21 protein-coding genes are annotated in these 25,014 nt (G+C 29.0%); 15 read left to right on the top strand and 6 right to left on the bottom strand.

The genetic code is table 11. From position 1 onward, the window contains the following. The 4 genes from L3B96_RS16430 to L3B96_RS16445 all read left to right on the top strand — a co-directional run. A partial coding sequence (locus tag L3B96_RS16430; protein WP_238948094.1) for an ABC transporter permease occupies window positions 1–584 on the top strand: 584 nt, incomplete at its 5' end. Window positions 585–915: 331 nt separating this feature from the next. After that, entirely contained in the window at window positions 916–1,566 is a 651-nt protein-coding gene (gene deoC / locus L3B96_RS16435) for a deoxyribose-phosphate aldolase (protein ID WP_023974974.1), read from the top strand. A gap of 1,118 nt (window positions 1,567–2,684) precedes the next feature. After that, the gene (locus L3B96_RS16440) at window positions 2,685–4,394 is read left to right on the top strand and encodes a methyl-accepting chemotaxis protein (protein ID WP_238948095.1); all 1,710 of its coding nucleotides are present in this window, start codon (window positions 2,685–2,687) and stop codon (window positions 4,392–4,394) included. Window positions 4,395–4,566: 172 nt separating this feature from the next. After that, window positions 4,567–5,835 carry an APC family permease gene (locus L3B96_RS16445; protein ID WP_238948096.1) on the top strand — a complete coding sequence of 423 codons (1,269 nt, stop codon included), beginning with the start codon at window positions 4,567–4,569 and terminating at the stop codon, window positions 5,833–5,835. Window positions 5,836–5,871: 36 nt separating this feature from the next. On the opposite strand, the gene L3B96_RS16450 is transcribed toward L3B96_RS16445, so the two are convergent. After that, window positions 5,872–6,033 carry a hypothetical protein gene (locus L3B96_RS16450; RefSeq protein WP_238948097.1) on the bottom strand — a complete coding sequence of 54 codons (162 nt, stop codon included), beginning with the start codon at window positions 6,031–6,033 and terminating at the stop codon, window positions 5,872–5,874. A gap of 479 nt (window positions 6,034–6,512) precedes the next feature. On the opposite strand from L3B96_RS16450, the gene L3B96_RS16455 reads away from it, so the two are divergent. Further along, the gene (locus L3B96_RS16455; RefSeq protein ID WP_238948098.1) at window positions 6,513–6,776 is read left to right on the top strand and encodes a glutaredoxin; all 264 of its coding nucleotides are present in this window, start codon (window positions 6,513–6,515) and stop codon (window positions 6,774–6,776) included. 247 nt (window positions 6,777–7,023) lie between these two features. Here L3B96_RS16455 and L3B96_RS16460 read toward each other — a convergent pair whose 3' ends face one another. Further along, the gene (locus L3B96_RS16460) at window positions 7,024–7,542 is read right to left on the bottom strand and encodes a methyltransferase (RefSeq protein ID WP_238948099.1); all 519 of its coding nucleotides are present in this window, start codon (window positions 7,540–7,542) and stop codon (window positions 7,024–7,026) included. A 293-nt stretch (window positions 7,543–7,835) separates the two neighbouring features. Between L3B96_RS16460 and L3B96_RS16465 the strand changes: the two genes are divergently transcribed. Beyond that, window positions 7,836–8,609, top strand: coding sequence for a hypothetical protein (locus tag L3B96_RS16465; protein ID WP_238948100.1), 774 nt, complete (start codon window positions 7,836–7,838; stop codon window positions 8,607–8,609). A 126-nt stretch (window positions 8,610–8,735) separates the two neighbouring features. Here L3B96_RS16465 and L3B96_RS16470 read toward each other — a convergent pair whose 3' ends face one another. Together L3B96_RS16470 and L3B96_RS16475 are read right to left on the bottom strand one after the other, a co-directional pair. Continuing rightward, window positions 8,736–8,942 carry a hypothetical protein gene (locus L3B96_RS16470; RefSeq protein ID WP_012059301.1) on the bottom strand — a complete coding sequence of 69 codons (207 nt, stop codon included), beginning with the start codon at window positions 8,940–8,942 and terminating at the stop codon, window positions 8,736–8,738. 15 nt (window positions 8,943–8,957) lie between these two features. Beyond that, a complete protein-coding gene (locus tag L3B96_RS16475; RefSeq protein ID WP_017213125.1) occupies window positions 8,958–9,863 on the bottom strand; it encodes a YIEGIA family protein in 906 nt (301 codons plus the stop codon). A 967-nt stretch (window positions 9,864–10,830) separates the two neighbouring features. On the opposite strand from L3B96_RS16475, the gene L3B96_RS16480 reads away from it, so the two are divergent. After that, complete coding sequence (locus L3B96_RS16480; RefSeq protein WP_023974968.1) at window positions 10,831–11,040, top strand: alpha/beta-type small acid-soluble spore protein; 210 nt, start codon at window positions 10,831–10,833, stop codon at window positions 11,038–11,040. A gap of 216 nt (window positions 11,041–11,256) precedes the next feature. On the opposite strand, the gene L3B96_RS16485 is transcribed toward L3B96_RS16480, so the two are convergent. Continuing rightward, complete coding sequence (locus L3B96_RS16485) at window positions 11,257–11,490, bottom strand: hypothetical protein (RefSeq protein WP_238948101.1); 234 nt, start codon at window positions 11,488–11,490, stop codon at window positions 11,257–11,259. Between the two features lie 92 nt (window positions 11,491–11,582). After that, window positions 11,583–12,839, bottom strand: a complete 1,257-nt coding sequence (locus L3B96_RS16490) for a helix-turn-helix domain-containing protein (RefSeq protein WP_238948102.1) — start codon at window positions 12,837–12,839, stop codon at window positions 11,583–11,585. A 230-nt stretch (window positions 12,840–13,069) separates the two neighbouring features. Between L3B96_RS16490 and L3B96_RS16495 the strand changes: the two genes are divergently transcribed. From L3B96_RS16495 to metH, 8 genes are all read left to right on the top strand, one after another. Continuing rightward, a complete protein-coding gene (locus L3B96_RS16495; RefSeq protein ID WP_238948103.1) occupies window positions 13,070–14,023 on the top strand; it encodes a flavodoxin family protein in 954 nt (317 codons plus the stop codon). A gap of 578 nt (window positions 14,024–14,601) precedes the next feature. Beyond that, window positions 14,602–15,357, top strand: coding sequence for a molecular chaperone DnaJ (locus tag L3B96_RS16500; RefSeq protein WP_238948104.1), 756 nt, complete (start codon window positions 14,602–14,604; stop codon window positions 15,355–15,357). A gap of 21 nt (window positions 15,358–15,378) precedes the next feature. Then, window positions 15,379–16,344, top strand: a complete 966-nt coding sequence (locus L3B96_RS16505; protein WP_238948105.1) for a tRNA-dihydrouridine synthase family protein — start codon at window positions 15,379–15,381, stop codon at window positions 16,342–16,344. A gap of 203 nt (window positions 16,345–16,547) precedes the next feature. After that, on the top strand, window positions 16,548–16,922 hold the full coding sequence (locus tag L3B96_RS16510; RefSeq protein ID WP_009170362.1) for a CopY/TcrY family copper transport repressor: 375 nt from the start codon (window positions 16,548–16,550) through the stop codon (window positions 16,920–16,922). A gap of 3 nt (window positions 16,923–16,925) precedes the next feature. After that, window positions 16,926–18,770 carry a M56 family metallopeptidase gene (locus tag L3B96_RS16515; protein WP_238948106.1) on the top strand — a complete coding sequence of 615 codons (1,845 nt, stop codon included), beginning with the start codon at window positions 16,926–16,928 and terminating at the stop codon, window positions 18,768–18,770. 257 nt (window positions 18,771–19,027) lie between these two features. Further along, window positions 19,028–19,561, top strand: coding sequence for a sigma-70 family RNA polymerase sigma factor (locus L3B96_RS16520; protein ID WP_238948107.1), 534 nt, complete (start codon window positions 19,028–19,030; stop codon window positions 19,559–19,561). Beyond that, entirely contained in the window at window positions 19,558–20,964 is a 1,407-nt protein-coding gene (locus tag L3B96_RS16525) for a DUF4179 domain-containing protein (protein ID WP_238948108.1), read from the top strand. The genes L3B96_RS16520 and L3B96_RS16525 overlap by 4 nt, the downstream gene beginning before the upstream one ends. 394 nt (window positions 20,965–21,358) lie before the next feature. Beyond that, complete coding sequence (gene metH, locus L3B96_RS16530; protein ID WP_238948109.1) at window positions 21,359–25,000, top strand: methionine synthase; 3,642 nt, start codon at window positions 21,359–21,361, stop codon at window positions 24,998–25,000. The last annotated feature ends 14 nt before the right edge of the window (window positions 25,001–25,014 follow it).

Genomic DNA, 25,014 nt, shown 5'->3' on the forward strand with positions numbered 1-25,014 from the left:
CAGGTTTCTCGTTATTTACATGTAGGTTATTATTTGAAGGAGCTACTATGACTAAACCAGTAGCTACTAAATTGCCTAAAGTACTTGGAGTAGATATTACAGTTTTTATAGCACTTATAATTACAGTAGTTATTTGGTTCATTTTATATAAAACTAAATGGGGACTTCGTATTCGTGCTGTAGGAGAGCATCCAGCAGCGGCAGATACTCTTGGAATAAGTGTAACTAGAACTCGCTATGTATGTGTTCTAATTTCTGGAATACTAGCAGGGTTTGGTGGAGCATCTATGACACTTGCAATAATAGCGCAATTCACTCCAACAGCAATCAGCGGTCAAGGCTTTATTGCATTAGCAGCAGTTATTTTTGGTAAATGGACTCCACATGGCGCATACGGAGCTTGTTTATTATTTGGATTTGCTCAAGCATTAACAGTTGTATTAGGTGGTGGAACCTTTGCTATTCCTTCGCAAATACTTGCAATGCTACCATACATTTTAACAATTGTAGTATTGATTCTTTTTGTTGGAAAATCAGTTGCACCAAAAGCTGATGGAGTTCCCTACGAAAAAGGTACTCGTTAATAGAAAGAAGAAACATTGTTATTTCACAGGACTGCGAAAATTTCGCTGAAAGTTCTAAATTGCAGGTTGCACCACTAATGTTTGCTACAGATTTCCTAGGGAAACTCGACTCACATACGTTCGTTGATTAAGTGATAAGTGAATCACTTTTCACCTGTAATTTGTCACCAGTATCAACTTGTTATTTAATCAATCTAAAAAATAAACTGCATGATATAATTCCAATAACATTACAAGAATTTCATTCGTAATTGTGAATTACGAAATGTGCATTGTGAATTGTAAATTGTAAAATATATAGTTATAAAATAAATTTAAGGAGTAATGAAATATGAATATTGCTAAATATATAGATCATACGATATTAAAACCAGAAGCAACAGTAGAAGATGTAAAAAAATTATGCAGAGAAGCTAAAGAATACAATTTTGCTTCAGTTTGCGTAAATGGATGTTATGCAAAATTAGTAAGTACTGAACTTGCAGGAAGTGAAGTAAAAACTTGCGTGGTAGTAGGATTTCCACTTGGAGCAATGACAAAGGAAGCGAAAGCATTTGAAACATCTCAAGCTATTGAAAATGGTGCGAGCGAAATAGATATGGTTATAAATGTAGGAGCACTAAAGTCCAAGGATTATAAATTTGTAAAAGAAGATATAGAAGCTGTAGTAAATGCAGCTAAAGGAAAAGCATTAGTTAAAGTTATTATTGAAACATGTTTATTAACTGATGAGGAGAAAGTTAAAGCTTGCGAAATAGCTAAGGAAGCTAAAGCTGATTTTGTTAAGACATCAACAGGATTTTCTACTGGTGGAGCAACTAAGGAAGATATTGCTTTAATGAGAAAGACTGTTGGACCAGATTTAGGCGTAAAGGCATCAGGTGGAGTTAGAGACTTTAAAGCTGCTATGGAGATGATAAATGCAGGAGCAAGCAGAATAGGATCAAGCAACAGTATTGCCATTGTTAATGAAAGTAAATAAATTTTAGGCTATAAGCTAAAGAAAAGATAAAATAATAAATTGTGATAAATAGCTAGATAGAACCATGAGGCAAAAAATAATTCATGGTTCTATTATTTATATTACTCTGCAAATGAAAGAAGATTTAGTAAGGAAAATAATTTAATTAAAAGAATGTGCCCATAAAACTATATTAACATCATAGGTTCAGGTAAAATGTATATTCTTAAGAATATACGAAGTTAAGAATAAAAGAATATAAGAATATAGGAATATAACAATATAAGAATTTATAAATTAAAACATAAAACAATTTAAAAATGAACCAATAAAAAAAGGTAACAATATAAAAAGGTGCGGTAAATAGATAATTTTTGCAGAGAATTACACTATTTTAAACCAATGTAGTGAGATAAGACTATATCAGGATTAATGTGAGCTAAAATGAAGAGATTATAATTTTTAGATTTATTTATATAATCTGTAACATTATTGATAAATCTCTGTGACAGAACTGTAACAATAATTTCCTATAATTGAACCGAACAAGAGATATGCATTAAAAAAAGATGTGGAGGAGCAATAACAGAAGATAAGAAAACTGGTGTTATAGAAGCTTTCACTTCTTCGAAATAAAAAACACGCTAACAAAATTTGGAGAGAGGATTAATATAAATTCTATAAATGAGTAAAATTTTAAGGTTAGTTATGAAAATGAATAACTAGCCTATTTAATTTAATTGGAAAAAAATAAAACATTGTATAACGATGCTCTATGATGCACACTTTGTATAAAAAGGAAATGTATAGGTATATATGGTTAAAAACTAAATATTTATAATCTAAATTAGTAGTATGATAATAAAAAAAATATATATATGTTGTAAAAATAATTCTTCATCATAATTCTAAAAATATTACAAGAATTTTAGCCATAATTGTGAGTTGTGAAATGTGCATTGTGAATTGCAATATATATAGATAAAAACATATAAAATTGTAATAATTAGAAAAATTTATGTCGAAATGCTATTATATTTTAACAATTTTTGATAAAATATAATTTAGTAAGGGGTTAAAATAAGCTGCAAATTATTATAAACTTTAAAATTTTACTATAAGAGGGAGATGGTATACTGATGATAAAGAATTTATCAATAAAAACAAAATTATTAATTGGCTTTATGAGTATGGTTATACTAATTGGTATAACTGGTTTCTTCGGAAAGTTTGGTCTATCAAATACTGAGAGCAGTATAGAACAAATATATTCTGATGATTTAAAAAGTATTGATGAAATACATTCGGTTAAAGAGAATTTTTTAATTGAAATTAAAATTGTTAATGATGTAGTTCTAGAACAGGATAATTCTAAGGTACAAACAGCGCTACAACAACTTGATCAAATCAAAACTAAAAATTCAGCTGTAGTTGAAGCTTTTGGTAATATCAGTATGTCAACTGATGAGAAGAAAGAGTTTGATGATCTTAATTCTATTTTAGGAGATAAGTTTGCAACTGAAAAAGACAATCTTTTTGAGTTACTTAAAAATGGGAATTATTCAGAAGCAAAAATTAAATTATCTGAAATTAACCAAACTACAGAAATTATATCAAAACATCTTGATAACTTGGTTGAAATAAACCAAAAACAAGCAGATGAAGCTTATAGCAGTGCAAAAGAAAACTATCGTACAACAACTCATATAATGCATGCAATTCTAATAGTAGGGATTATTTTGGCGATTGCTATAGGGACAGGATTATCAATATATATATCTATGATAATTAAAAAGGGTTTATTATTTGCTGAAGCTTTAGGAAACGGAGATTTAACATATTCAATAGAAAGTAAAAACAATGATGAATTAGGATTATTAATTAGGGCATTAAATAATGCAAAAGAAAAAATTAAATCAGTGATTGAAAATATTGTGATTCAGGCTCAGGGTGTAACAGCATCTAGTGAAGAATTATCTGCTACATTAGAAGAATTATCAAGCAATTTTGAAAGCATAGATAAGAACACATCTGGAATAGTAGAAAACATACAAGGTATAAATTCAATTACAGAAGAGTTATCTTCAACAATGGAGGAAGTTAATTCTGGAATAACTCAGCTGGCTTCGAATTCAACTGAAAGCAGTCATCAGTCTATTGAAATTAAAGAAAGAGCTACTGAAGTGAAGGAAACTGGAATTAATTCTATGAAAGCTACAGATGAATTGTATGAAGAAAAGAAAAATAGTATACTTAATGCAATAGAGCAAGGAAAAGTGGTTAGTGAAATAGGTATAATTGCACAATCAATTGCATCAATAGCAGAACAGACAAATCTGCTTGCCTTGAATGCAAATATAGAAGCTGCAAGAGCTGGAGAACAAGGAAAGGGATTTGCGGTAGTTGCAAATGAAGTAAGGATACTTGCTGAGCAGTCAGCAGATTATGTTAAGAATATTCAAAATGTAGTTTCAAATGTTCAGGCTGCCTTTAATAATCTATCAGGAAATTCAAAAGAGGTACTACATTTTGTCAACGAGAATGTTAAAAAAGATTATGATTTATTGATTGAGACAGGGAATAAATACGAAAATGATGCTGCATATATTAGTGACTTATCACAAAACATTGCATCAATGTCACAGGAGTTAAATGCATCTACAGAGGAGATTTCTGCAGTTGTACAAACTATTGCGGGAAATATGAAAGATACTAAAAACAGTTCGGAGGAAATTAAAGCAGGTATAGATGAAACTAATAAAGCAATAGAACAAGTTGCTAGAGTAGCTCAGAATCAAGCAGAAACAGCAGAAAAATTAACTGAATTGGTTTTGAATTTTAAAATATAGGTAGATTTAACAATCCAAATGATCTTAGGCATAACTAAGATTATTTGGATTGTTTTATTAAATATAAAACTTTTAATCATCAAAATTATTGATATGCTGCATTTAAAATTTCAATTTTACAAATAGACTAAGCCCTCTTATAATAAGATAATCAACATCAAGGAGGGGAAAAATGAATAAAAAACTAAATACTATTTCTATAAGTGGACTAATGATAGGTCCAATTTTAGGTTCAGGTATTGTACTCTTACCACCTATAGCAATTCATATGATTGGAGACAAAGCCATTATTGCATGGATAATAACAATGCTTATGGGTATCATATTTGCTTACATATTTACAAAGATGAGTATATTAACTTTGAGTAATGAAGGGGTGAATGTGGTAATTGGTGAGAAGCTTGGACAAAATTTTAGGGAATTATCTTCGAATTATTTAACAGCAGCTGTCTGCTTTGGACCTGTGGCTGTTTTATATACGGCTTCTGGATTTATTTGTGATATGTTTCCGGGAGCAAATAATTATAGAACCCTTGTCATTTTTATATTATTATTTCTCAATGTAGTTGTGCTTCTAATGGGAATAACTGCAATGGGAAAGGTTACTTTAGTACTTTCTTCACTTACTGGACTTATTCTTATTATAGGCAGTGTTTTTAATCTTTTAAAGCAAGATAATGTAACTTTTCCAAGTGGTATGCCACCAATTACAACTCTTGGCTCTACGCTTTTGCTATTATTTTGGGCAATTATAGGGTGGGAAGTAATTGGAAGTTATGTTGAAGAGGTCATGAATCCAGAGAAAACGCTTATGCGTGCTATGAAAATAAGCTTATCAGCTGTTATTTTTATATATTTATTGACTACTTTTGCTCTGCAAAATAGTATAGGAAATCAAATTATTACAAAAGAAATAGACATCAATGTAAGTTTAATTCTTATTCCTTTATTCGGTAACTTATCTTACATTGTTATGGGAATTGTAGCAGCTGGATTGTGTTATGCCACATTGATCATGATATTAGGCGCTGTTACAAGACAAATGGCTGCTAGAGCAGAAAATGGTATGCTTCCTGCTTTTTTAAGAAAGAAAGAGGAAGAAAGATCTCCTAAAAGAGCTTTATTAGTATTAACTATATTTCATTGCATACTTATTGTCCTCATTCACTACAACTATATTACTGTAGAATGGACAGTAGGAATTGCAAATACTTTCTTTATATGTAATGCACTTCTTGGACTTATTGCTAGTCTCAAATGTATAGATGGTATAATTTTAAAAATATCAATAATATTGTTGATTATAACATTAGTTATATTACTACTATTTTCATCACTATTAGGATGGATACTGTTGGTTGTAGTGAGTCTAATGAGCATGTATAAGAGCATGCCACAATTTCAGCAAAAATTAAAAAAAAGATTTTTAAAAGAAAGCTAAATTAGCTGTTTATTATGCAGCTAACCGAAATAAGGATTATGCTGTTGTTCCAGTTTCTAATGAAATTATGATGGATGATTCTAAGATTACAAGTTGCACCCAAGATGCTAGCCTCAAAGTCGAGCTTTGAACTAGCATACTTGGAAAAACTTTTAATCTAAGAATCAGAACCATCAAATTTCTAATGAAACATTTCATATTATGACCCTTGTGGTTACAAAAGCATAATTCTTATTTCTAGTTTGGATATATTTCATAGTATAAATATATCTTGTAATTGTATCTATATGTACATTATTTTGATATTTCAAATTTGATTTATGGTATCAAAAAGTATAAATATAATTATTTTGAAAAAAATAATTATTGAAGTATTGGGATTAGATTCTTCTTATTAGATGAATATATTTACAAAGTTGCTAAGATTTTAAATTCGTATCTTCACTAGAAATCATAAATATATTTGTAACTACAAGGGTCATAACAGTGCATCTTTGATTTGGTGAGAATTGTTTACTCAGCGAAATTTTCATAGTCCTGTGAAATAACAATGTTTTTACTTTCGGTGGATTATTTCATAAGTTTAAGTTATATATTGTTTATCTATATGAAGAATCATGAACCACAGTAAGAATATTTTAAGAAAGCAAAATATACAAATGAAAGGATGTTTTATTATGAAGATTTATGGAAGTAATGTGTGTCCATCTACACTAAAGGCTATAGAGGAACTAAAAGAAAAAAATATCAGCTTTGATTATAGAGATTTTTGCCAAGATATAAAAGCGTTAAAGGAATTTGTTGCAATTCGTGATGAAAATTCATTATTTGATGATGTTAAAGATGAAAAAAGAATAGGGATTCCATGCTTTGTTTTGGATAGTGGAGTTATAACACTTGATAAAAATTATGCAATAGAAGAATCTATGAAAAATAGATAGGGGAGTTTACATAGTAGAGGATTTTTAGCTTGTATGCTAGTCAAATGGATAAAAAACAGGATTTCATTATTAATAAATAGGCTATGTTTTAATATAATGTTGAAATATAGCCTTGAAAATTATAGGTGGATTGTCCATCTATAATGCTCGATATTGGATATTTATTACATTACAAATATTTTCTTTGGTGAATAATATAAGAAGAACACAAACCATAACTTGAATAATAGAGTTATATCATAGCTGTCTAAATATAACGTCTCACTTTATTCATATATTTTATATATTCTTCTCCGAATTTTTTAATACACCATCTTTCTTCTGAAAGAATAATCCAGTGTGCGGATACTTGGAAACAGATTAATAACGCAAGTAATATCAAGGAATGTGTTAGCGATGCACACCCTAAAAAATAAATAAAATATGCAATGTACATAGGATTGCGGGATACTCGGTATAATCCGTTTAAATTTATTCCATTCATTTTAGGCTTAGCATAATTTACTATAGATATGGCATATAAAATAATTCCTAAACTATATACTCCTAAACCTATGTAAAACCAATCAGAGTCGGTTTTGATTTTGAGTAATAGTGGGTATAGTAAAATAAGTACGGTTGTAATTTGATAAACCCAGAATGCTACTTTTTCTCTTCCGATTAATGGAGCAAAGAAACCCGCACGTTTAAGTGATTCTTTGTCTATTATACTTAAAATCCCATACCTAATAAGTATTAGTGGTATTACTGTCAAAAATGCATTCATTTTACCCCACCTTTTAGTTTTTTGCTCTATATCATTTCTATTTTAGTTAGTTCGTCTTTTGTAATCATTGTTCATTAGATTATAGTTCTGTATAATACTTATTATAACATAACTTACAAAATATAACACGTACATTGGTTCTCTATTTTTTTAATCTTTTACTTTGGTATATGAATATGCTACATTGCTTTGAACTATAAAGTTTTTATGAATTAATTTTATAGGGCTTTTAGTGAGCATAATTTAATAGTGTTCATATTATATTATTATATTAATTGTAATTAGGGATACATATGAAGAAGTGTAAATGTAAGAAAGATAGAAAATGTAGAGGTAGTAAGAAAACAAATAAACAAAGGAAATCACAATGCAATCCCAATCCATTTGCAGATGCAGTTATTCCACCATGTGCGGAATATTTAGAAAATGAAAATATATCGGTATTAGATGGAGAGTTGATTTATAGAAATGCTAATAAAATATATACCTTTATTACTACAAGTGCTTCAAATAATGGTCCTACAGGCAGTTTAGGTGAGGCTCTTGAAACTAATGTTGAGATTAGCATTACAACATTTATAATTGGTTTATTTATTAATCAAGTTCAAATGGGTGTCATTAAGTATGACGAAACTAAACCAATTCACCCAGATGAAAAGATTGATTTACTAATACATGAATGTCTTCAAAATATATGTGAAGAAAATAATGAAGAAAATCAATCTGATGCAGAAATGAATGAAAAACCCAAGGAATCGGAAAAGGATGAAATTGGTGAGAAGTCAGATAAAAGCGAAGGAGATAACGAGTCTCAATCAAAAAATGCAGCAGAATTTAATTATATGTTAACATTCGTTATATCTAATGGAAATGCTATTGCGACTTTTGTAAACTATCAAATAAATATAACAGAACTTAATTATACTATATTATTGGCATTAAATGGGTTAGAAGGAGATCCAGGATTATATTTTCCAAATAATAATTATGCAACACCTATACCAGTAAATCTTTATTTAGCGGGATTGAATATAAAATTTCCAATAGATAAAAATTGTTTCGAATAGAACTGAACTGTGTATCGTGAATTATATATTTCTAAATGTTAAAGTATAATCACTGCTGTCAGCATTAGGTATTTAAATATCGGTTTTAATGTCAATTATCTTGAGCATGCCACTAGGTTTAATTAGTTAATTTTTACTAATAATCATATAATCGCCGCAAGTGAGTTGAACTACTTCCGCTCTTAAAGCCTTTGAAATATCATCAGTTAACTGCTTTTGCTCCTCTTGAGTTTGGGCAACTAAAATTAAGGGATTTCCATTTTGTGCCCTATCTTTAGATAGGGTTATATATGCTATTATTTCATAACCAGTATTATAAAAATCTGTACCCATGGTATTCCTGCCTTTCTACTTATTAAGATTAGATTTCATTAAACTAGAACTCTTTTTTATACTCTCTAAAAGAGGTGTTTTCTTTATTGTTTCTATAAAAGAGCCTTCATTATAAATTATTGGGACTAGCATAACAGCGACTCTTCCTGTTTCGTAGTCACATTTAGTATAGTGATATCTTTTTAGTCCTAACATTCTGCACGCTTCAAATATTATGGCCTGCCTTTGACCGTGGTGATCAATTATTCTGTTGAAGTGCCTTTCATTTGGATAAATTATTGCTGCCATGCCGCCATCTTTAACTAAATTTCTTGCTCTATCTGTACCTAAATGATTTGTAACAAAAATATCATCCACATATAGTTCAGAGTTTTTTACAGTTATTTTGGCTAGCTTTACTTGAGCAATATCTCCGATAGATTTACCCTTTGAAAAATTTTTGAGTATATAAAAAATTATGCCTCCAGCTAAAATACCGCTTAATATATTTATTAGAATGATGTTATGAGGCACAAGGTGCATGGTTAAGCTAGTTAAAAAAGAAACTAATAATGATAAATAATTTCTCGCTTCAAAAGTTTTTGCAATGCCGTCAATATAAGCTTCTCCTCTAAAAACATGTTCCACATTATCAAGATCTTGGAGACTTTCTTTTTCTATTTTTCGTACTTCTCTAAACTGTTCAGTAGCAAGAACTAGGAAGGTTATTGCTTCAAAGTTCCTTTCGAGAATAGCTGGAATTGCAATAGCGCCTATTCCAGAAGATATGAATCCAGCTACTAAATGAATTAAATATCCATTTGGATAGCTGGGATACTGCCTGTAATCAACTACTAGGGTAATATATCTAGCAGCAGTACCACATAGTATTGGTATTAAGATTAAAAATATATAATACTGAGAAAGCATTTCTTTTTCCATATGAGCCTCCGAATATTTAGTAGTTAGAATATAAATAACCAATTTTATATATTAATTTTCTGCATTATATATAAAAAATATACAGTTATCTTGAAATTTGAGACTTATATAGATAAACCTACTATAATCTATACTTATGTGCATACCTCACCGAAATGAATAATATACTTTTGTTACAGTTTCGGGGCAATTCTGATGGGTGATTCTAAGGCTATAAAGTTGCGCCCAAAGTGCTAGCCTCAAAGAACAAGCGCTCACAGAGAAAGTTCGAAGAACGAAATATAAAATTTCGATTCTCACTTTTTGAACTAGCACATTTGGAACAACTTATAGCCAAAGAATCACATCCATCAAAATTACCAATGAAACATTCCACAAAAGTATATCGCTCATTTCTGGTTGGAAGATATTTTATAAACTATACTTAGACGTATGCAATAATCCACCGAAAGTAGAAATATTGTTATTTCACAGGACTATGAAAATTTCACTGAAAGTGGAGGTTGCGCCACTAATGCTTGCTCCCAAACTTATCTCTTGTTATTTTTCACTAATTAAGATATTATCTTTAATTTGTGAAAAATATCATTTATAAGTTATAAATCAAGCTTTTGATTTGTTTATCTATGTAAGTTTCAGATTTATTTGGTAACTTACCGAAGAAATAATAAATATTTTGTTCCAAAAAGTTATGAAAATATCCCTGAAGGATCTAATAGGTATGGAAATATTTCTATATTGCTATAAAAAATATGATCGTAAACATCTATTAAAAAATTAATATTTACAGGGTAAACTAATAGGATATTATGGACTTAAATGAAATATAATTCTTAAACAAGGAAAAGTATGTAATACAAGCTATGGATGCTACTTTTACTAGTATTTTTATAGGTTATAAATTATCATACTGGTTAATATATTACTGCCAAGCAAAATTTATATTAATTAAGGGAGGTAGATGCATATGTCATCAAATAATAGTGGAAGAAATAGAACATTAGTACCAGAAGCAAAACAAGGATTAAACAGATTAAAAACTGAGGTTGCTTCAGAAGTTGGATTAAGCAATTATGAAAGCATGGATAAAGGAAACCTTTCTTCAAGACAAAATGGATATGTTGGCGGATATATGGTAAAACATATGATCGAAGATTACGAACAAGGTCTTAAGTAATAAGTATAAGACCAAGAGAATAAAAATAGTTGTTTAAGATGTAAAGCGAAATTTTATATCTTAAACAACAAGACCTAAAAGATTTAATTAATAAATCTTTTAGGTCTATTTTTTACTATAATATACTTGCCTTTATTTAAATTAATACAGAATTTAGATTGAATATACTTATGAGCGTATTAATAATATTGAGGATAAAATAATTATCAATATATTTTAAAGAAATAAAAATGGCCATAAATTCCAAGAATTATTAAAGCCGTTTCCGTAATTACCGTAGTTCATTCCATAGTTACCATAATTCATTCCACAGTTGCCGTAGTTCATGCCACAATTTCCAAAGTTTAAACCACAGTTTCCACCGTAATTTCCATAATTCATACCATAATTACCATATCCGTAATTGTTATTATAGCAAGGCTTGCAAGATTTTTTGCAACACTTTTTCATAGCCCATTTCTCCTTTGTTAATCAAAATCATTTGTTATATTAATAATATATTAGGCAGTATTAAAAGTTGTTACATAATATTTAGGTAAAGCTTAATAAAATTCATTGTAATTTAAGATTTTAATTGATAATTCTAATTTAAATAAATTATTACTGTCTTCCAAGGAAATATCAAGTAAGCTTTGAATTTTATTAAAACGATAAAATAATGTGCTTCTATGTATATTTAATTTATTTGATGTATGATTGGCATTTCTATTACATTCTAAGTAAGTTTTTAGTGTTACAAATAATTCGGTTTTATTCTTCTCGTCGTATTTAATAAGCTTTTTTATTAGAGGGTTAACTAAGGTTGTTATATCAATTCTAGGTAAATCATTATTTTCTTTTGAACTTGCAGATATATGAATAAGATAATATTCAATGTAATCTTCAAAATAACTTATATTACTATGGATTTTCATATATGATGATAGCTTTAAAGCGCATATTGATTGCTTAAAGTAATCTTTTATATCCAATAAATTATTAAAATTAATACTAGCTCCACATCTTAAATTGTTTAGTTTTAAAAATTCTAATAGATTTTCTTTTATGTATTCACTTATAATTTGTTCATTATCACTGCTAATAAGAAAAATAATTGTATCTTTATAATAGGTTGAAATACAATTTCCAAGTATACCTTTAAGTCTTTGAATTAAGTCTCTTAATCCAAAGTTATGTCTATAATCCTCATATTTCTGCTTGAAGGGTATTGAAAGAATTAAATTGTATTTACTTAAAGTAAAGCTACTATATTTTAAGCGTTCGCTGGCATATTCCATATTATCTATATCATTTACTAATAAATCCATCAAATAATATTCTTCATCTAGACCTGAGTTACTTATAAATAGATTTTCTTTTTGTATTTGAATAGAAAGTAAATTGGATAATATATTTGTTAGTTCCAAATCTTCATCTTGAAAATCACGATCACGTTGAAGAACACTTATATATCCTATTGAAATTCCATTAACTTTAATAGAGCAAAATATTAAATTTTCATCAGAATAATGAAAAAATGAATTATTTGTTTTGTAAATAGTGTCCATGCATTTATTTTCTTTCATTAAACTAATGATACCTGATAATAAATAATCTTCACCATTATGGGTTTCTATGCTTGAATTTTCACACTTAGCTAGGTTAGAACGAGTGATGAGTCGATAGCTGGTATCTAAAATAAAAATAGGATTTCCTAAAAAGTTTTCAGCTATGCTAAGAATATCATCAATATTATTTTGAACAAATAAACTATTATAAAGTTCATATCTTTTCTTATATAAATCGTATTCCTTTTTCATTAATTTCTCCTTATTTCTCTTAAATTGAAAAAATGTCTAAACATTATAAACTTAAGAGTGTTATTTTAAGACTTATTTTTGATGAATGACATTTTCTATAATGCTAAAATTATGATAAATCGTTTGTTTTTGTAATTCAAAACTAATTATCTTATTAAATTATAATTAGAAAATGCAAAAGTATAAACTAATTTTAACAAAATATTAAGCTATTAAAAGGAGAAGTATTAATGAGTTTTACAGTATTAGGTATTACAGCGGGAAGAAAAGATTCAAATTCAGAAATATTATTAAAGGAAGCATTACTTGCATGTCAGGAACAAGGTGCAGATGTTAAAATGATTAATTTAAGAGATTATAATATTATGGAATGTTCAGGGTGTACAGCTTGTACCCATGGAATGAGTAATGGAAAAAATGTTGGATGTACGTTAAGTAAAAAAGATGATAAGGAAGAAATTATGAAAGTGATGTTAAATGTAGATGCTATAATTGCAACAGCACCAACATATGACTTAATGCCAACAGCAACATTTTCAAAATTCATGCATAGAAATCTAGCATATGAATCAGCATTCCTAGAATTTATTGGTGCAATTGAACATAAGGATAGAGTTGCAGGTTTAATCGCAGTTGGAGGATCTACTCGTTCTTGGCAGTCAATGGCGCTTGAAAGCATGCAGGCTACATGTTTTACAAATGATTTTAAAGTAGTTGATATGTATTTAGCAACAAGAGTTCCAGCACCAAAACAGTGCTTATTACATGATGATATGATAGAACGTGCTCATAAAATGGGTGAAAATATAATGAAATCATTAAATACTCCAGTAGAAGAAAGAACTTGGCTTGGAGAAGAAGGTATGGGATGGTGCCCACATTGCCATTCAAATGCATTAATTCTTGGAGAAGTGCAATGGGACGGGCTACATTACCCAGTTGAATGTCAAGTTTGCGGTGCTGGTGGAAACTTAGAAAAGACAGAAGACGGAAAATGGAAATTTGTTATACAAGAAAATGGATTAATTCGTGATCGTACATCTGTTGAAGGCAGAGGACATCATGTAAAGGAAATCATGCATACACAGGGTGGTTTCTATACAGACGAGAATTTGGCAGTTGTTAAAGAAAAATTTGCAAAATATAAGGAATTAAAGTTTCCTATAATTGAAATCAATAAATAATTAATTCCGTATTACTAGAGATATGTAGTTTAAAAAAATTATAGCATTGGGAAATGAATGATGTCATTTAATGGCGTTGTTCATTTTTTTATTTCGTAGAAAGTTGCATTAAAGTCAAGTACGAGGATAGTGTGGTTTGCTTACATAAATTATAAATAATGCAGATTAAGAGAAAATAAGAAAGAAAATATATTCCTGTTAACATCAGCTAAGTCAGTAAGTTCTTTAACAGTAATCTTATTTTATTTTCTTTTCAGACATAAGTTTTGTTAAGGCTTCTATTAAAACTTTCTTAGTTTTTCGTATACGTCTATCTACTTTATTTTGCTCCATAATAAAAAACCTCCAAGTAAGCAGTTATGATTAGCGCATGTTAAATAAATTAATTATTATATATTAAGTAGTTTGGCTATAATTACAAAAAGTATTAATAAATCCTAATTGAAATAGATAATTGTAATAGAATTGTATAAAGTCAGTGCTTTAAATTGATTATAATTTTAAGTATAATACTTTAAGGAGTACTAAGGTTAAAATTAAAATAGGATTATCCTAATTTAAAGAAATGGAGAGAAGTAATGACAGATTACCATAAGTTATTAGGCGTAGAAAAGAATGCATCCAAAGAAGAGATAAAAAAGGCCTATGAAATGCAAGTAGAGAAAATAAAAAAAGAAGTGGTTAATGAAAAAAGACTTAATCAATTCTTAAAGATATTTGATGAGGCTTATGAAGCTTTAATCAGCTTAGAGGAAAATCAATCGGTTAAAGAAAATTTAACAGTAGCTATAAATCCAAAAGAAATACAAAAAGAAAAAGATTATAGTAATGAAGATGAAGCTTATAAAAGTAGGCGTAATTCTAGAAGTAAAGCAAAGAGTTCTGGAGGGAAAAGTAATAATCTAAAGGGAAAAGAAACTTCAAGAAATAAAGAGAGAAAAAACAGCTTAAACGATGATAAAGAAGAAAAGGGAAGAAAACAAAGAGCAGCTCAAAAGAAATCGCAAAATGATACTAAAAAGGCATTTAATTTGGTTATGTTACCATTTAAGATATTGGTGTTTCCATTTATAGTTGTATTGTCAGTAATAATAGCAGTATTACAGGTTATAAACATAATTTCGTGGATAGCAACTAAAGTATTAATTGTTGGATCTATATCTGTGGGAGCCATACACTTATATCAGGTTAAAATGGGACAAGCAATAAATTATAATATATTAATTTTGGCTGGTTCAGTATTATTAGCATCATTTTTCTTACCATACATCTTAAAGTTATTATTAAAAGTTTTACAAACAATAAATGATGTATTAAAAGGCTTTGTTTTTTAGGATACATAAAGGAGTTATTAAATGAAATACTATTTAGCGCCCATGGAGGGAATTACTGAATACATATATAGAAATTCTTATGAAAAGTTTTTTGGAAATATAGATAAATACTTTACACCTTTTATTGTGCCAAATGAAAGTAGAAGTCTTAAAACTAAGGAGCTTGTAGATGTTTTACCTGAAAACAATAAAGGCATGAACATAGTGCCTCAAATACTTACCAACGATGCAGAAGGCTTTATTAATACTTCTAGAAAATTACAACAATTAGGGTATAGCGAAGTTAACTTAAATTTAGGATGTCCTGCTAAGACTGTTGTTTCAAAGAATAGGGGCTCAGGATTTTTGGCAAAAAGGGAAGAACTAGATTCATTTCTAGATGAAATATTCAAGATGGATGATATGAAAATTTCTATAAAAACTAGAATAGGAAAAGATAATCCAGAAGAATTTTATGAGCTAATTAAAATTTACAATAAATATCCTTTGGAAGAGTTAATTATTCACCCTAGAACACAAAAAGACTTTTATGGAAATAAACCTAATTTAAATGTATTTAGAGATGCCTTATCACTAAGTAATAACCCAGTATGCTACAATGGAGATATTTTCACAATTAATGATCATAATAAATTAGTAGCGGATTTTCCTGAGGTAAATACAGTAATGCTAGGAAGAGGCATACTTGCTAATCCAGGGTTGATTAACATAATAAAAAATGATATTAACATAAGCAAAAATATATTAAAAGATTTCCATGATGAAATTTTAAATAGATATATAGAGGTGTTTCCAGAAGACATATATGCAATAAATAGAATGAAAGAGCTATTTGGATATATGATCTACATATTTTCGGATAATAAAGAATACGCTAAAAAAATAAGAAGTGCACAAAAGTTAAGCGATTATACTGAAGCTGTACAGATTTTATTCACAGAGCAAGAAATTATAAAAGAAGCTGGATTGTTTTATGATAAGCAATAAAAAATACGACCTGATTTTAATAGTAATATTGAAATCAGGTCTATTTAATTGGGCAGAAAATTAAAAGATATTCTAAAATAGATACGTATATAGTATTGATATTTAATCTGAAATTTATTCAAAACATATATTGACAATTAAGGATTACAGTTGTATTCTAATTATAGATTACAATTGTAATACAAAAAAGAGGAGTGAAAGTTATGGGAGAAATACCTAAGATATCTGAGGCAGAATGGGAAGTTATGAAAATTGTCTGGACAGATTCACCACGTACATCAAATCAAATTATTGAGGCATTAGAAGATACAAAAGATTGGAAGCCAAAAACAATAAAGACATTAATAAGCAGACTAGTTAGCAAGAATGCACTTGGATTTAAAGAAGAAGGCAGAAAATACTTATATTATCCAATTGTAAATGAAAATGAATGCATACGTGCAGAGAATCAAACGTTCTTAAGTAAAGTTTATAATGGAGCTATTAAAAATATGTTAGTAAGTTTTATAAAAGAAAGTGATTTAAGCAAAGAAGATATAGATGATCTTAAAAGGATATTAGACGAGAGGAATAAGTAGTGTATGTACGAGTTTTTTAATTATCTTGGTCAGCTATTTAAAATAATATTTCAAACATCTATTACTGGTAGCATATTGATTTGTTTAATTTTAATTTTTAGAAGATTTTACAAAGAGAGAATAGGTATAAAGTTTCAGTATGCATTATGGTTTTTAGTAATACTGCGTTTAACCATATTTAAGCTTCCTGAGAGCACTTTAAGCATGTTTAATCTTATAAATAAATTAGGAAAAAATATATTGTTATTAATTCCTAATAAGGAAGTACATTTTGGAAGTATGTTAGAAAAGGGTAGTAGCCAAGCTAGTTCTATGTCTAATCATGATGTTATCCTAGGAACTATAAATTCTATTGATTTTAGCAATAACGAAATTAATGGGTATAGTTTATCAAGTTTAACTATATTGAGTTTTATATGGCTTATGGGCACAGTGTTTATACTCTCATATATCATGTTTGCATATAAAAGATTGAGAAATAAGATAAGCAGCGAGTCCATACAAAATAACATTGAATTTTTAGATGTTTTAAAATACTGCCAAAATAAAATGAAAATTAGAAGAGATATACTGCTAGTTGAGACTTCTAGCGTAAAGACACCAGCGCTACTGGGTTACTTTAATCCAATGATTCTAATTCCAACAGATATTCATAAGATAATATCTGTTGATAAATTAAGATATGTATTTCTTCATGAATTATCTCACTTGAAACGTAAAGATATAGTTATAAACTGGATAATAATCTTTTTAAAGGCTATTTATTGGTTTAATCCAATTATTCATTATGGTCTTAGAAAGATGAAAGAGGATATGGAAATATGCTGTGATTCACTTGCACTTTCTTATACGGAAGATGAAGAAGTTGTGGAATATGGATTTACAATCATAAATTTGATAGAACATTTTTCAAAGTCGGTTCATTTAGTTGGGGCAACTTCCATAGTAAATAATAAATCTGAAGTAAAAAGGAGAATTGTTATGATAAAAGTTTTTAATAAAAAGGCCTATAGATTTTCTGCAATGGCAGTTGCATCTCTACTTGTAATTAGCGGTATTGCGCTTACTGATGCAAAGGCATCTGCAAATATAAATGGAGCAAGTAATGCAGTAAATGTAGATAAAATTGATTATGCTTTTGTTAATGATCCTAATATAATAGGTGAGTGGCAAGGTGTAGATTTTGTTGAAAACATAGAAGATTTCAATGTAAATGATAAGAAATTCAAAGGTGATCTATATGTTAAAGAATTAAATTTTACAGAAGATGGGAAGGTAGCAAGAACTGTATTTACATGGACTAAGGATCACATTCTTAATGATGCTGACAAAACTGACAGTAGTTATGTAATCAAAGATATTGATGGTTCAACTTATATGTTCTTTCAATGGAAGAGCGGGGATTATACAATTAGAGGAGAGAAACCTTGCTACTACGTATTGAAAAAAATTAGTTCTACCCCATCACTTAATACTAATATATCTGGAAATGAAGTTGAAACGAGAGCTGATAAAGTCGACTACGCTTTTATTAATGATCCTGAAGTAATTGGGAAATGGGATAGCGTTGATTTTGTCCAGGATATAAATAACTTTAATCCAGAGAAAAAGTCATGGAATGGAGATTTGTATTTAGATAATTTAATCTTTGATGAAAATGGTAAAATAGAGAATAAAAATATAACTTGGACAAAAGACCTAGTTTTAAATACTAGCGATAAAACTGCTTCTAAATATATAATAAAAGAAATAAACGGTTCAAAGTATATGTTCTTTGAATGGAAAAATGGTGATTATATAGAAAGAGGAGCAACTCCTTGGTACTATGTTTTGAAGCAAGCTAAATAATACAACAGAATAACTTTAAAAAAATAGTCGTTCATATAGAATGGCTATTTTTTTATGTAAAAATTTCTTACTATTTCTAAAGGGAAAATATAGTATCATATTATTAGAATTTATGGAAAAGTTACAGGAACATAAGAGTCATGGAGTATGATGGAAAAGATTTATTGTTTTTTTTATTTTACGGGAACATTTTTGTTTTTTGCCCCATCTAATTATTGTAATACTTAGCTAGGTAGTATAGATTAAGGAGGAAAAAGATGGAGTTGATATCATTTTTTGATTATAGGAAAAAGTCAACAGTATCTAAAGCGAAGAAAGGTGACAAAGAAGCTTTTTTAGCTCTTATAGATGAAAATAGATTGAATATTTACAGAGTAGCCAGAGGGATTTTAAAGGATACAGTGGATATTGAAGATGCGATTCAAAATACAATAATAAAATCATTTCAAAAAATAAATTCTCTAAAACAAGATGAGTATTTTAGGACTTGGTTAATAAAGATTTTAATTAATGAGTGTACACAAATATTAAGAAAAGGTAAGAGGGTTACTTATTTATCTGAAAATAGCGATACAGAGATCTATAATGATAGTTATGAAAATATTGATCTGACAAAGGCTATAAATTCATTAAACGAAGAGTTAAGAGTGACAACAGTATTATTTTATTTTGAGGATATGAGTACTAAAGATATTGCAAAATTGCTGAAAATTTCAGATGGAACAGTTAGATCTAGACTCACAAGGGCAAGAACAAAACTTAAAGAAATAATGGGCGAGGTGGAGATATGATAGAAATAAATGATGATTTATTTGATGATAAAATAAGAAAAAGGCTAAAGGATGAAATTAATTATGTACCAAATGATATCAATCAAAAGATTGATAGTACACTTAACAAGATAAATAAGAAAAGATTTACTATAAAGAAAGCTTGCTGCATATTGGTAAGCTGTATAGGGGTGACAATATTACTTGGAATGGCCATGCCAACATATGCAAGCAATATTCCTATTATAGGGAATATATTTAAAATGTTTAGCAACAAGACTTATGAAAATTATGATGAATACGCTTCGGATTTAAACATAGCTAAGGAAAGTAGTGGCTTAAAGATGACTATTGATAAAGTTGTTTACGATGAAGTTCAATTATCAATATTTTATACTATTGAAAGTGAAAAGGAAATACAAGATACTCCAAGATTTCCAGGAGCAAAATTAAGAATAAATGGAAAGGAAACGACTTTTAGTGCAGGTGGAACAGGAAAGTTTATGAATGATAATAAAACCTTTGTTGGTTCTATAGAGTACAATGTGTCAAAGCATAATTCAATGCCTGAGGAGTTTCAAAATGAACATTTTTTGGGTGGATATGTAGATATACCAGATGAATTTGTATTAAATTTAGATATAGATGAAATAGGACTAGAGAATCCTATTAAAGGAACTTGGAACTTTAATATTCCTGTAAGTAGTGAAAAGGTTAATGGAAAAGTGAATGAAAAGGAATGTGATATAGATTTAAGCAATATAGTTAGTGGATATCATATAAACAAAATTATTACAACACCACTAAATACAGTGATACAAGGAACACGTATGGATGACGAAGAAAATGCTGATAGATTATCTTTTGCTGTATTTGATAATAAAGGAAGATATATTAAAAACAAGTCAGAAGAAGCAGTAGGTGATAAAGATAAAGATGGAAATTATATAATGTATTTCAGTAATGGTTTTAAAGAAATTCATGATGATACTGATTACCTGACATTTATACCGTGGAAATATAAAAATAATGATAGCAATGAAACTGAAAATAATATTATTGAAAAATTAAACTTAAAAGGAGAAACAAAGTTGTATTCCAGTGATGGAAAAGAATATATGACTATTACTAAAGTGAATACTGAAGATGGAAAAACAAAGATTTATTATAAATCAAGATATGGAGTCAATGCAGCACCAATTGAAATAGTAGATAATAAAACTGGTGAAAATATAATCTCATTTAATGAGGATTATAATTTTGAAGAACAAAAAGAAGCTACTACTTATAATGCAGATACTGATGAGTATGCAATTACTTGTGATAAAGAAATTAAAGATGGAGACTATTCTGTTAAAACCATAGATAAATCAAAATCTATCGAAGTTTATGGTGATGAAAAATTCACAATAAAAATTAAATAGTAGAGTATATATATTTTAGAAAAATAATTTTTCATGATAATTCTAAAAATATTGCTAGAATTTTAGCTGTAATAGTGAATTGTAAAATGTGCATTGTGAATTGAAACTATATTTTTGAAGGTGTCTCTTAGGTTTATAGAAGAGGCACCTTCATTTTTTTAGAGATAGGAGATTTAGGATTGCCCTGGATATTACTTATTTTATTTTAATAAAATATCAAAATAATTGGACTCTTTATGGTAAATCATTTAAAATTGATATAAGAAAATATAGGTTTATTTTTATTAGTGTGTATTTTAGGGCTTACTTAAGGATAAAAGAAAATAACATAAATTTTTTGATACTAATAAAAACCTATTAGACTATATATAAAACAATTTGGGGAGGAAACTTGATGAATTTACAAATTAAAGAGTTATTAGAAAAAAGAATACTAGTACTAGATGGGGCTATGGGGACTTGTATTCAGAATTATAAATTAGAGGAAAAAGATTATAGGGGCAATCTAAACATTTCTTGTAATCAAAAGGGAAATAATGATATTTTAAATCTCACTAATCCTAATATAATAAGAGAAATTCATGAAGCTTATTTGGAGTCTGGTGCAGATATAATTGAAACTAACACATTTAATAGTACGAGTATATCTCAAAAAGACTACGAAATGGAAGATAAAATATATGAACTTAATTTTGAAGGTGCAAAGCTTGCAAAAGAAGCTGCAGATAAATTTACAGCAGAGAACCCAGATAAACCGCGTTTCGTAGCAGGATCACTTGGACCTACAAATAAAACTGCATCTTTATCACCTGATGTTGAAAATCCAGGTTATAGAAATATAAGTTTTGATGAATTAGTTGAAGCTTATAAAGAACAAGTTTTAGGGCTTATAGATGGAGGAGTAGATTTAATTCTTATAGAAACAATTTTTGATGCATTAAATGCAAGAGCTGCTCTTATGGGAACAAAGTCTGCATTTTTAGAAAAAGGTAAGGACTTACCTGTAATAATATCTGGGACTATTGCAGATAAAAGTGGAAGAATTCTTTCAGGTCAGACTTTAGAAGCTTTTGCAAATACTATGGTAGATGAAAGTATAATTGCAATAGGTCTTAATTGTTCCTTTGGAGCAAAAGATTTGATACCATTTGTAAAATATCTTTCAAGAACTCAAAATAGATACATAAGTGTTTACCCTAATGCAGGACTTCCAAATTCTTTTGGGGAATATGATGAAAAGCCAGAAAAAACTGCAGCTTTAATAAAAAGTTTAGCAGAGGACGGATGCCTTAATATTGTAGGTGGATGTTGTGGTACAACACCAGACCATATAAAAGCAGTAAGTGAAGCTATAAAAGACATTTCACCTAGAAAGATACCAGACATTGAAACTGAAACTGTTTATTGTGGTTTAGAAGCTCTTAGAGCGAATAAGGAAAATAACTTTATTAATATTGGTGAAAGAACAAACGTAGCAGGTTCAGCAAAATTTGCAAGATTAATTAGAGAAAAGAATTATGAAGAAGCTTTATCTATAGCTAAAGATCAAGTTGAAAATGGAGCACAAATAGTTGATATTAACTTCGATGATGCTCTCTTAGATGCCAAAGAAGAGATGGATAAATTCTTAAAGCTTTTAGCAAGTGAACCTGAAATTTCAAAGGTTCCAGTAATGATTGATTCTTCTAAGTTTGAGGTTCTTGTAACTGGACTTAAAGCCATTCAAGGAAAACCAATTGTAAATTCCATAAGTCTTAAGGTAGGAGAAGAAGAATTTAAGAGACAGGCGTCCATTATAAGAGATTTTGGAGCAGCTGTTGTAGTTATGGCTTTTGATGAAAATGGGCAGGCAGATTCTTATGAAAAGAAGATAAGTATTTGTAAAAGAGCTTATGATATTTTAGTAAATGAAGTTAATTTCCCACCAGAAAATATAGTATTTGATCCTAATATCTTAACAATTGCTACAGGAATAGAAGAACATAATAATTATGCAGTAGATTTTATTAATGCAACTAAATGGATAAAAGAGAATTTACCTTATGCAAAAGTAAGCGGTGGTGTAAGTAATCTTTCATTTGCATTTAGAGGTAATAATGTAATAAGAGAAGCTATGCATTCAGTATTTTTATATCATGCCATAAAGAATGGTATGGATATGGGGATCGTAAACCCTGGAATGATACAAATTTATGATGAAATTGATAAAGGCTTACTTGAAAAAGTAGAAGCGGTTATTTTTAATAAAAGCGAAAATGCAGCAGATGAGCTTTTAGAATTTGCAGCTAACTTCAATAAAGTAGACAATAAGTTAGAAGAAAACAAGGAAGCTTGGAGAAATGAAAATGTCAAAGAGAGATTAAAAACTGCTTTAGTAAAAGGTATAGATAAATATATTAAAGAAGATGTAGAAGAAGTAAGAGCAGAATATAGCAAGTCCTTAGAAGTAATAGAAGGACCTCTTATGGATGGAATGAATGAAGTAGGGAAACTTTTTGGCGATGGTAAGATGTTTTTACCTCAGGTTGTAAAAAGCGCTAGAGTTATGAAAAAGGCTGTAGAAGTTTTAAGACCATATTTAGAAGAGGAAAAAAGTAGCAGTGGAAGCATTAGTGCTGGAAAAGTAGTTTTTGCAACTGTAAAAGGTGATGTTCATGATATAGGTAAAAATATTGTGTCAGTAGTGCTTTCTTGTAATAACTTTGAAGTTATAGACCTTGGGGTAATGGTTCCTACTGAAATTATTTTAGAGACAGCTAAGAAAGAAAATGCAGATATTATTGCTTTAAGCGGCCTTATAACTCCATCTTTAGAAGAAATGTCAAATGTAGCAGAAGAAATGGAAAAGCAAGGATTTAAAATTCCACTTATGGTTGGCGGAGCTACAACATCAAAGGCTCACACAGCAATTAAAATTGCACCTAAGTATTCTGGTGGAGTAATTCATACAACTGATGCGTCAAAAGCTGTTGAAGCTGCTAAACTTCTTTTAAATAAGGATAAAAAAGCAGAATATCTTAATAAGATAGAATCAGAATATGAAACTTTAAGAGAAACATTTAACAAAGTACCTAGAAAATTTGTCACTTTAGATTATGCAAGGGAAAATAATTTCAAGAAAGAATGGGATAAAGAGCAAATCGAGAAGCCTAAAATGTTAGGTATAAAGAAATTTATTGATTTTCCTATAGGGAAATTAAGAAAATATATAGATTGGAGCTTTTTCTTCATCGCTTGGGATATGGGAATGACATATCCACAAATCCTTGAAGATGCAAAATACGGTGAAGAGGCTAAGAAATTATTAGCTGATGCTGAAAAAATGCTTGATAAAATGGAGAGTGAAAATATTTTAAAAGCAAATGCAGCCTTTGGTCTCTTCGAAGCTAATTCTGTAGGCGATAATATTGAAGTCTATAATGATTCTGAAATGATTAACTTTAATCTTTTAAGGCAGCAAGAAGTGAAAAAAGATAATACATATATGTGCTTATGTGATTTCATAGCTCCTAAAGATACTGGAATAAAGGATTATATAGGTGCTTTCATAACAACAGGTGGGATAGGTGCAAAAGAATACGCAGATAAGCTTAAAGCCTCTGGTGATGATTATGGTGCAACAATGGTTATTTTACTTGCAGATAGACTTGCAGAAGCCTTTGCAGAATATGTTCATGAAAAAGTGAGAAAAGAATATTGGGCATATTCGCCAGATGAAAATTTATCCATCGAAGAAATATTTAAAGGTAAATATAGAGGAATAAGACCTGCAATTGGCTATCCTTCACTTAGAGACCATTCAGAAAAAGTTAAATTATTTAACTTACTTGATAAAGAAGGAGAGCTTAATGTAAAACTTACTGAAAGCTATATGATGTCACCAACTGCAAGTACCTGTGGTCTTTACTTTGGAAATAAAGATGCTAAATACTTTGACATTAATAAAATAGATCAGGATCAGTTTAACGATTATGCAAACAGAAATGGCAGAGATAAAGGTGAGCTTAAAAAGCTTATGTATACAATTATAGATTAGTTTTTTTATAAAAA

Origin of the sequence: Clostridium sp. YIM B02569 (assembly GCF_022320765.1) — a bacterium.
In the GTDB taxonomy this organism is placed as follows: Bacteria; Bacillota; Clostridia; order Clostridiales; family Clostridiaceae; genus Clostridium; species Clostridium beijerinckii.

Excerpts from the sequence above, each read along its gene's own strand:
- L3B96_RS16495 (WP_238948103.1), top strand. The coding sequence starts at position 13,070 with ATGAGTTTTACAGTATTAGGTATTACAGCGGGAAGAAAAGATTCAAAT.
- L3B96_RS16510 (WP_009170362.1), top strand. The coding sequence starts at position 16,548 with ATGGGAGAAATACCTAAGATATCTGAGGCAGAATGGGAAGTTATGAAA.
- L3B96_RS16455 (WP_238948098.1), top strand. The coding sequence starts at position 6,513 with ATGAAGATTTATGGAAGTAATGTGTGTCCATCTACACTAAAGGCTATA.
- L3B96_RS16520 (WP_238948107.1), top strand. The coding sequence starts at position 19,028 with ATGGAGTTGATATCATTTTTTGATTATAGGAAAAAGTCAACAGTATCT.
- L3B96_RS16450 (WP_238948097.1), bottom strand. The coding sequence starts at position 6,033 with ATGAAATGTTTCATTAGAAATTTGATGGTTCTGATTCTTAGATTAAAA.
- L3B96_RS16440 (WP_238948095.1), top strand. The coding sequence starts at position 2,685 with ATGATAAAGAATTTATCAATAAAAACAAAATTATTAATTGGCTTTATG.
- L3B96_RS16525 (WP_238948108.1), top strand. The coding sequence starts at position 19,558 with ATGATAGAAATAAATGATGATTTATTTGATGATAAAATAAGAAAAAGG.
- L3B96_RS16500 (WP_238948104.1), top strand. The coding sequence starts at position 14,602 with ATGACAGATTACCATAAGTTATTAGGCGTAGAAAAGAATGCATCCAAA.
- L3B96_RS16445 (WP_238948096.1), top strand. The coding sequence starts at position 4,567 with ATGAATAAAAAACTAAATACTATTTCTATAAGTGGACTAATGATAGGT.
- L3B96_RS16470 (WP_012059301.1), bottom strand. The coding sequence starts at position 8,942 with ATGGGTACAGATTTTTATAATACTGGTTATGAAATAATAGCATATATA.
- L3B96_RS16465 (WP_238948100.1), top strand. The coding sequence starts at position 7,836 with ATGAAGAAGTGTAAATGTAAGAAAGATAGAAAATGTAGAGGTAGTAAG.
- L3B96_RS16505 (WP_238948105.1), top strand. The coding sequence starts at position 15,379 with ATGAAATACTATTTAGCGCCCATGGAGGGAATTACTGAATACATATAT.
- L3B96_RS16485 (WP_238948101.1), bottom strand. The coding sequence starts at position 11,490 with ATGAAAAAGTGTTGCAAAAAATCTTGCAAGCCTTGCTATAATAACAAT.
- L3B96_RS16480 (WP_023974968.1), top strand. The coding sequence starts at position 10,831 with ATGTCATCAAATAATAGTGGAAGAAATAGAACATTAGTACCAGAAGCA.
- L3B96_RS16490 (WP_238948102.1), bottom strand. The coding sequence starts at position 12,839 with ATGAAAAAGGAATACGATTTATATAAGAAAAGATATGAACTTTATAAT.
- metH (WP_238948109.1), top strand. The coding sequence starts at position 21,359 with ATGAATTTACAAATTAAAGAGTTATTAGAAAAAAGAATACTAGTACTA.
- L3B96_RS16460 (WP_238948099.1), bottom strand. The coding sequence starts at position 7,542 with ATGAATGCATTTTTGACAGTAATACCACTAATACTTATTAGGTATGGG.
- L3B96_RS16515 (WP_238948106.1), top strand. The coding sequence starts at position 16,926 with ATGTACGAGTTTTTTAATTATCTTGGTCAGCTATTTAAAATAATATTT.
- deoC (WP_023974974.1), top strand. The coding sequence starts at position 916 with ATGAATATTGCTAAATATATAGATCATACGATATTAAAACCAGAAGCA.
- L3B96_RS16475 (WP_017213125.1), bottom strand. The coding sequence starts at position 9,863 with ATGGAAAAAGAAATGCTTTCTCAGTATTATATATTTTTAATCTTAATA.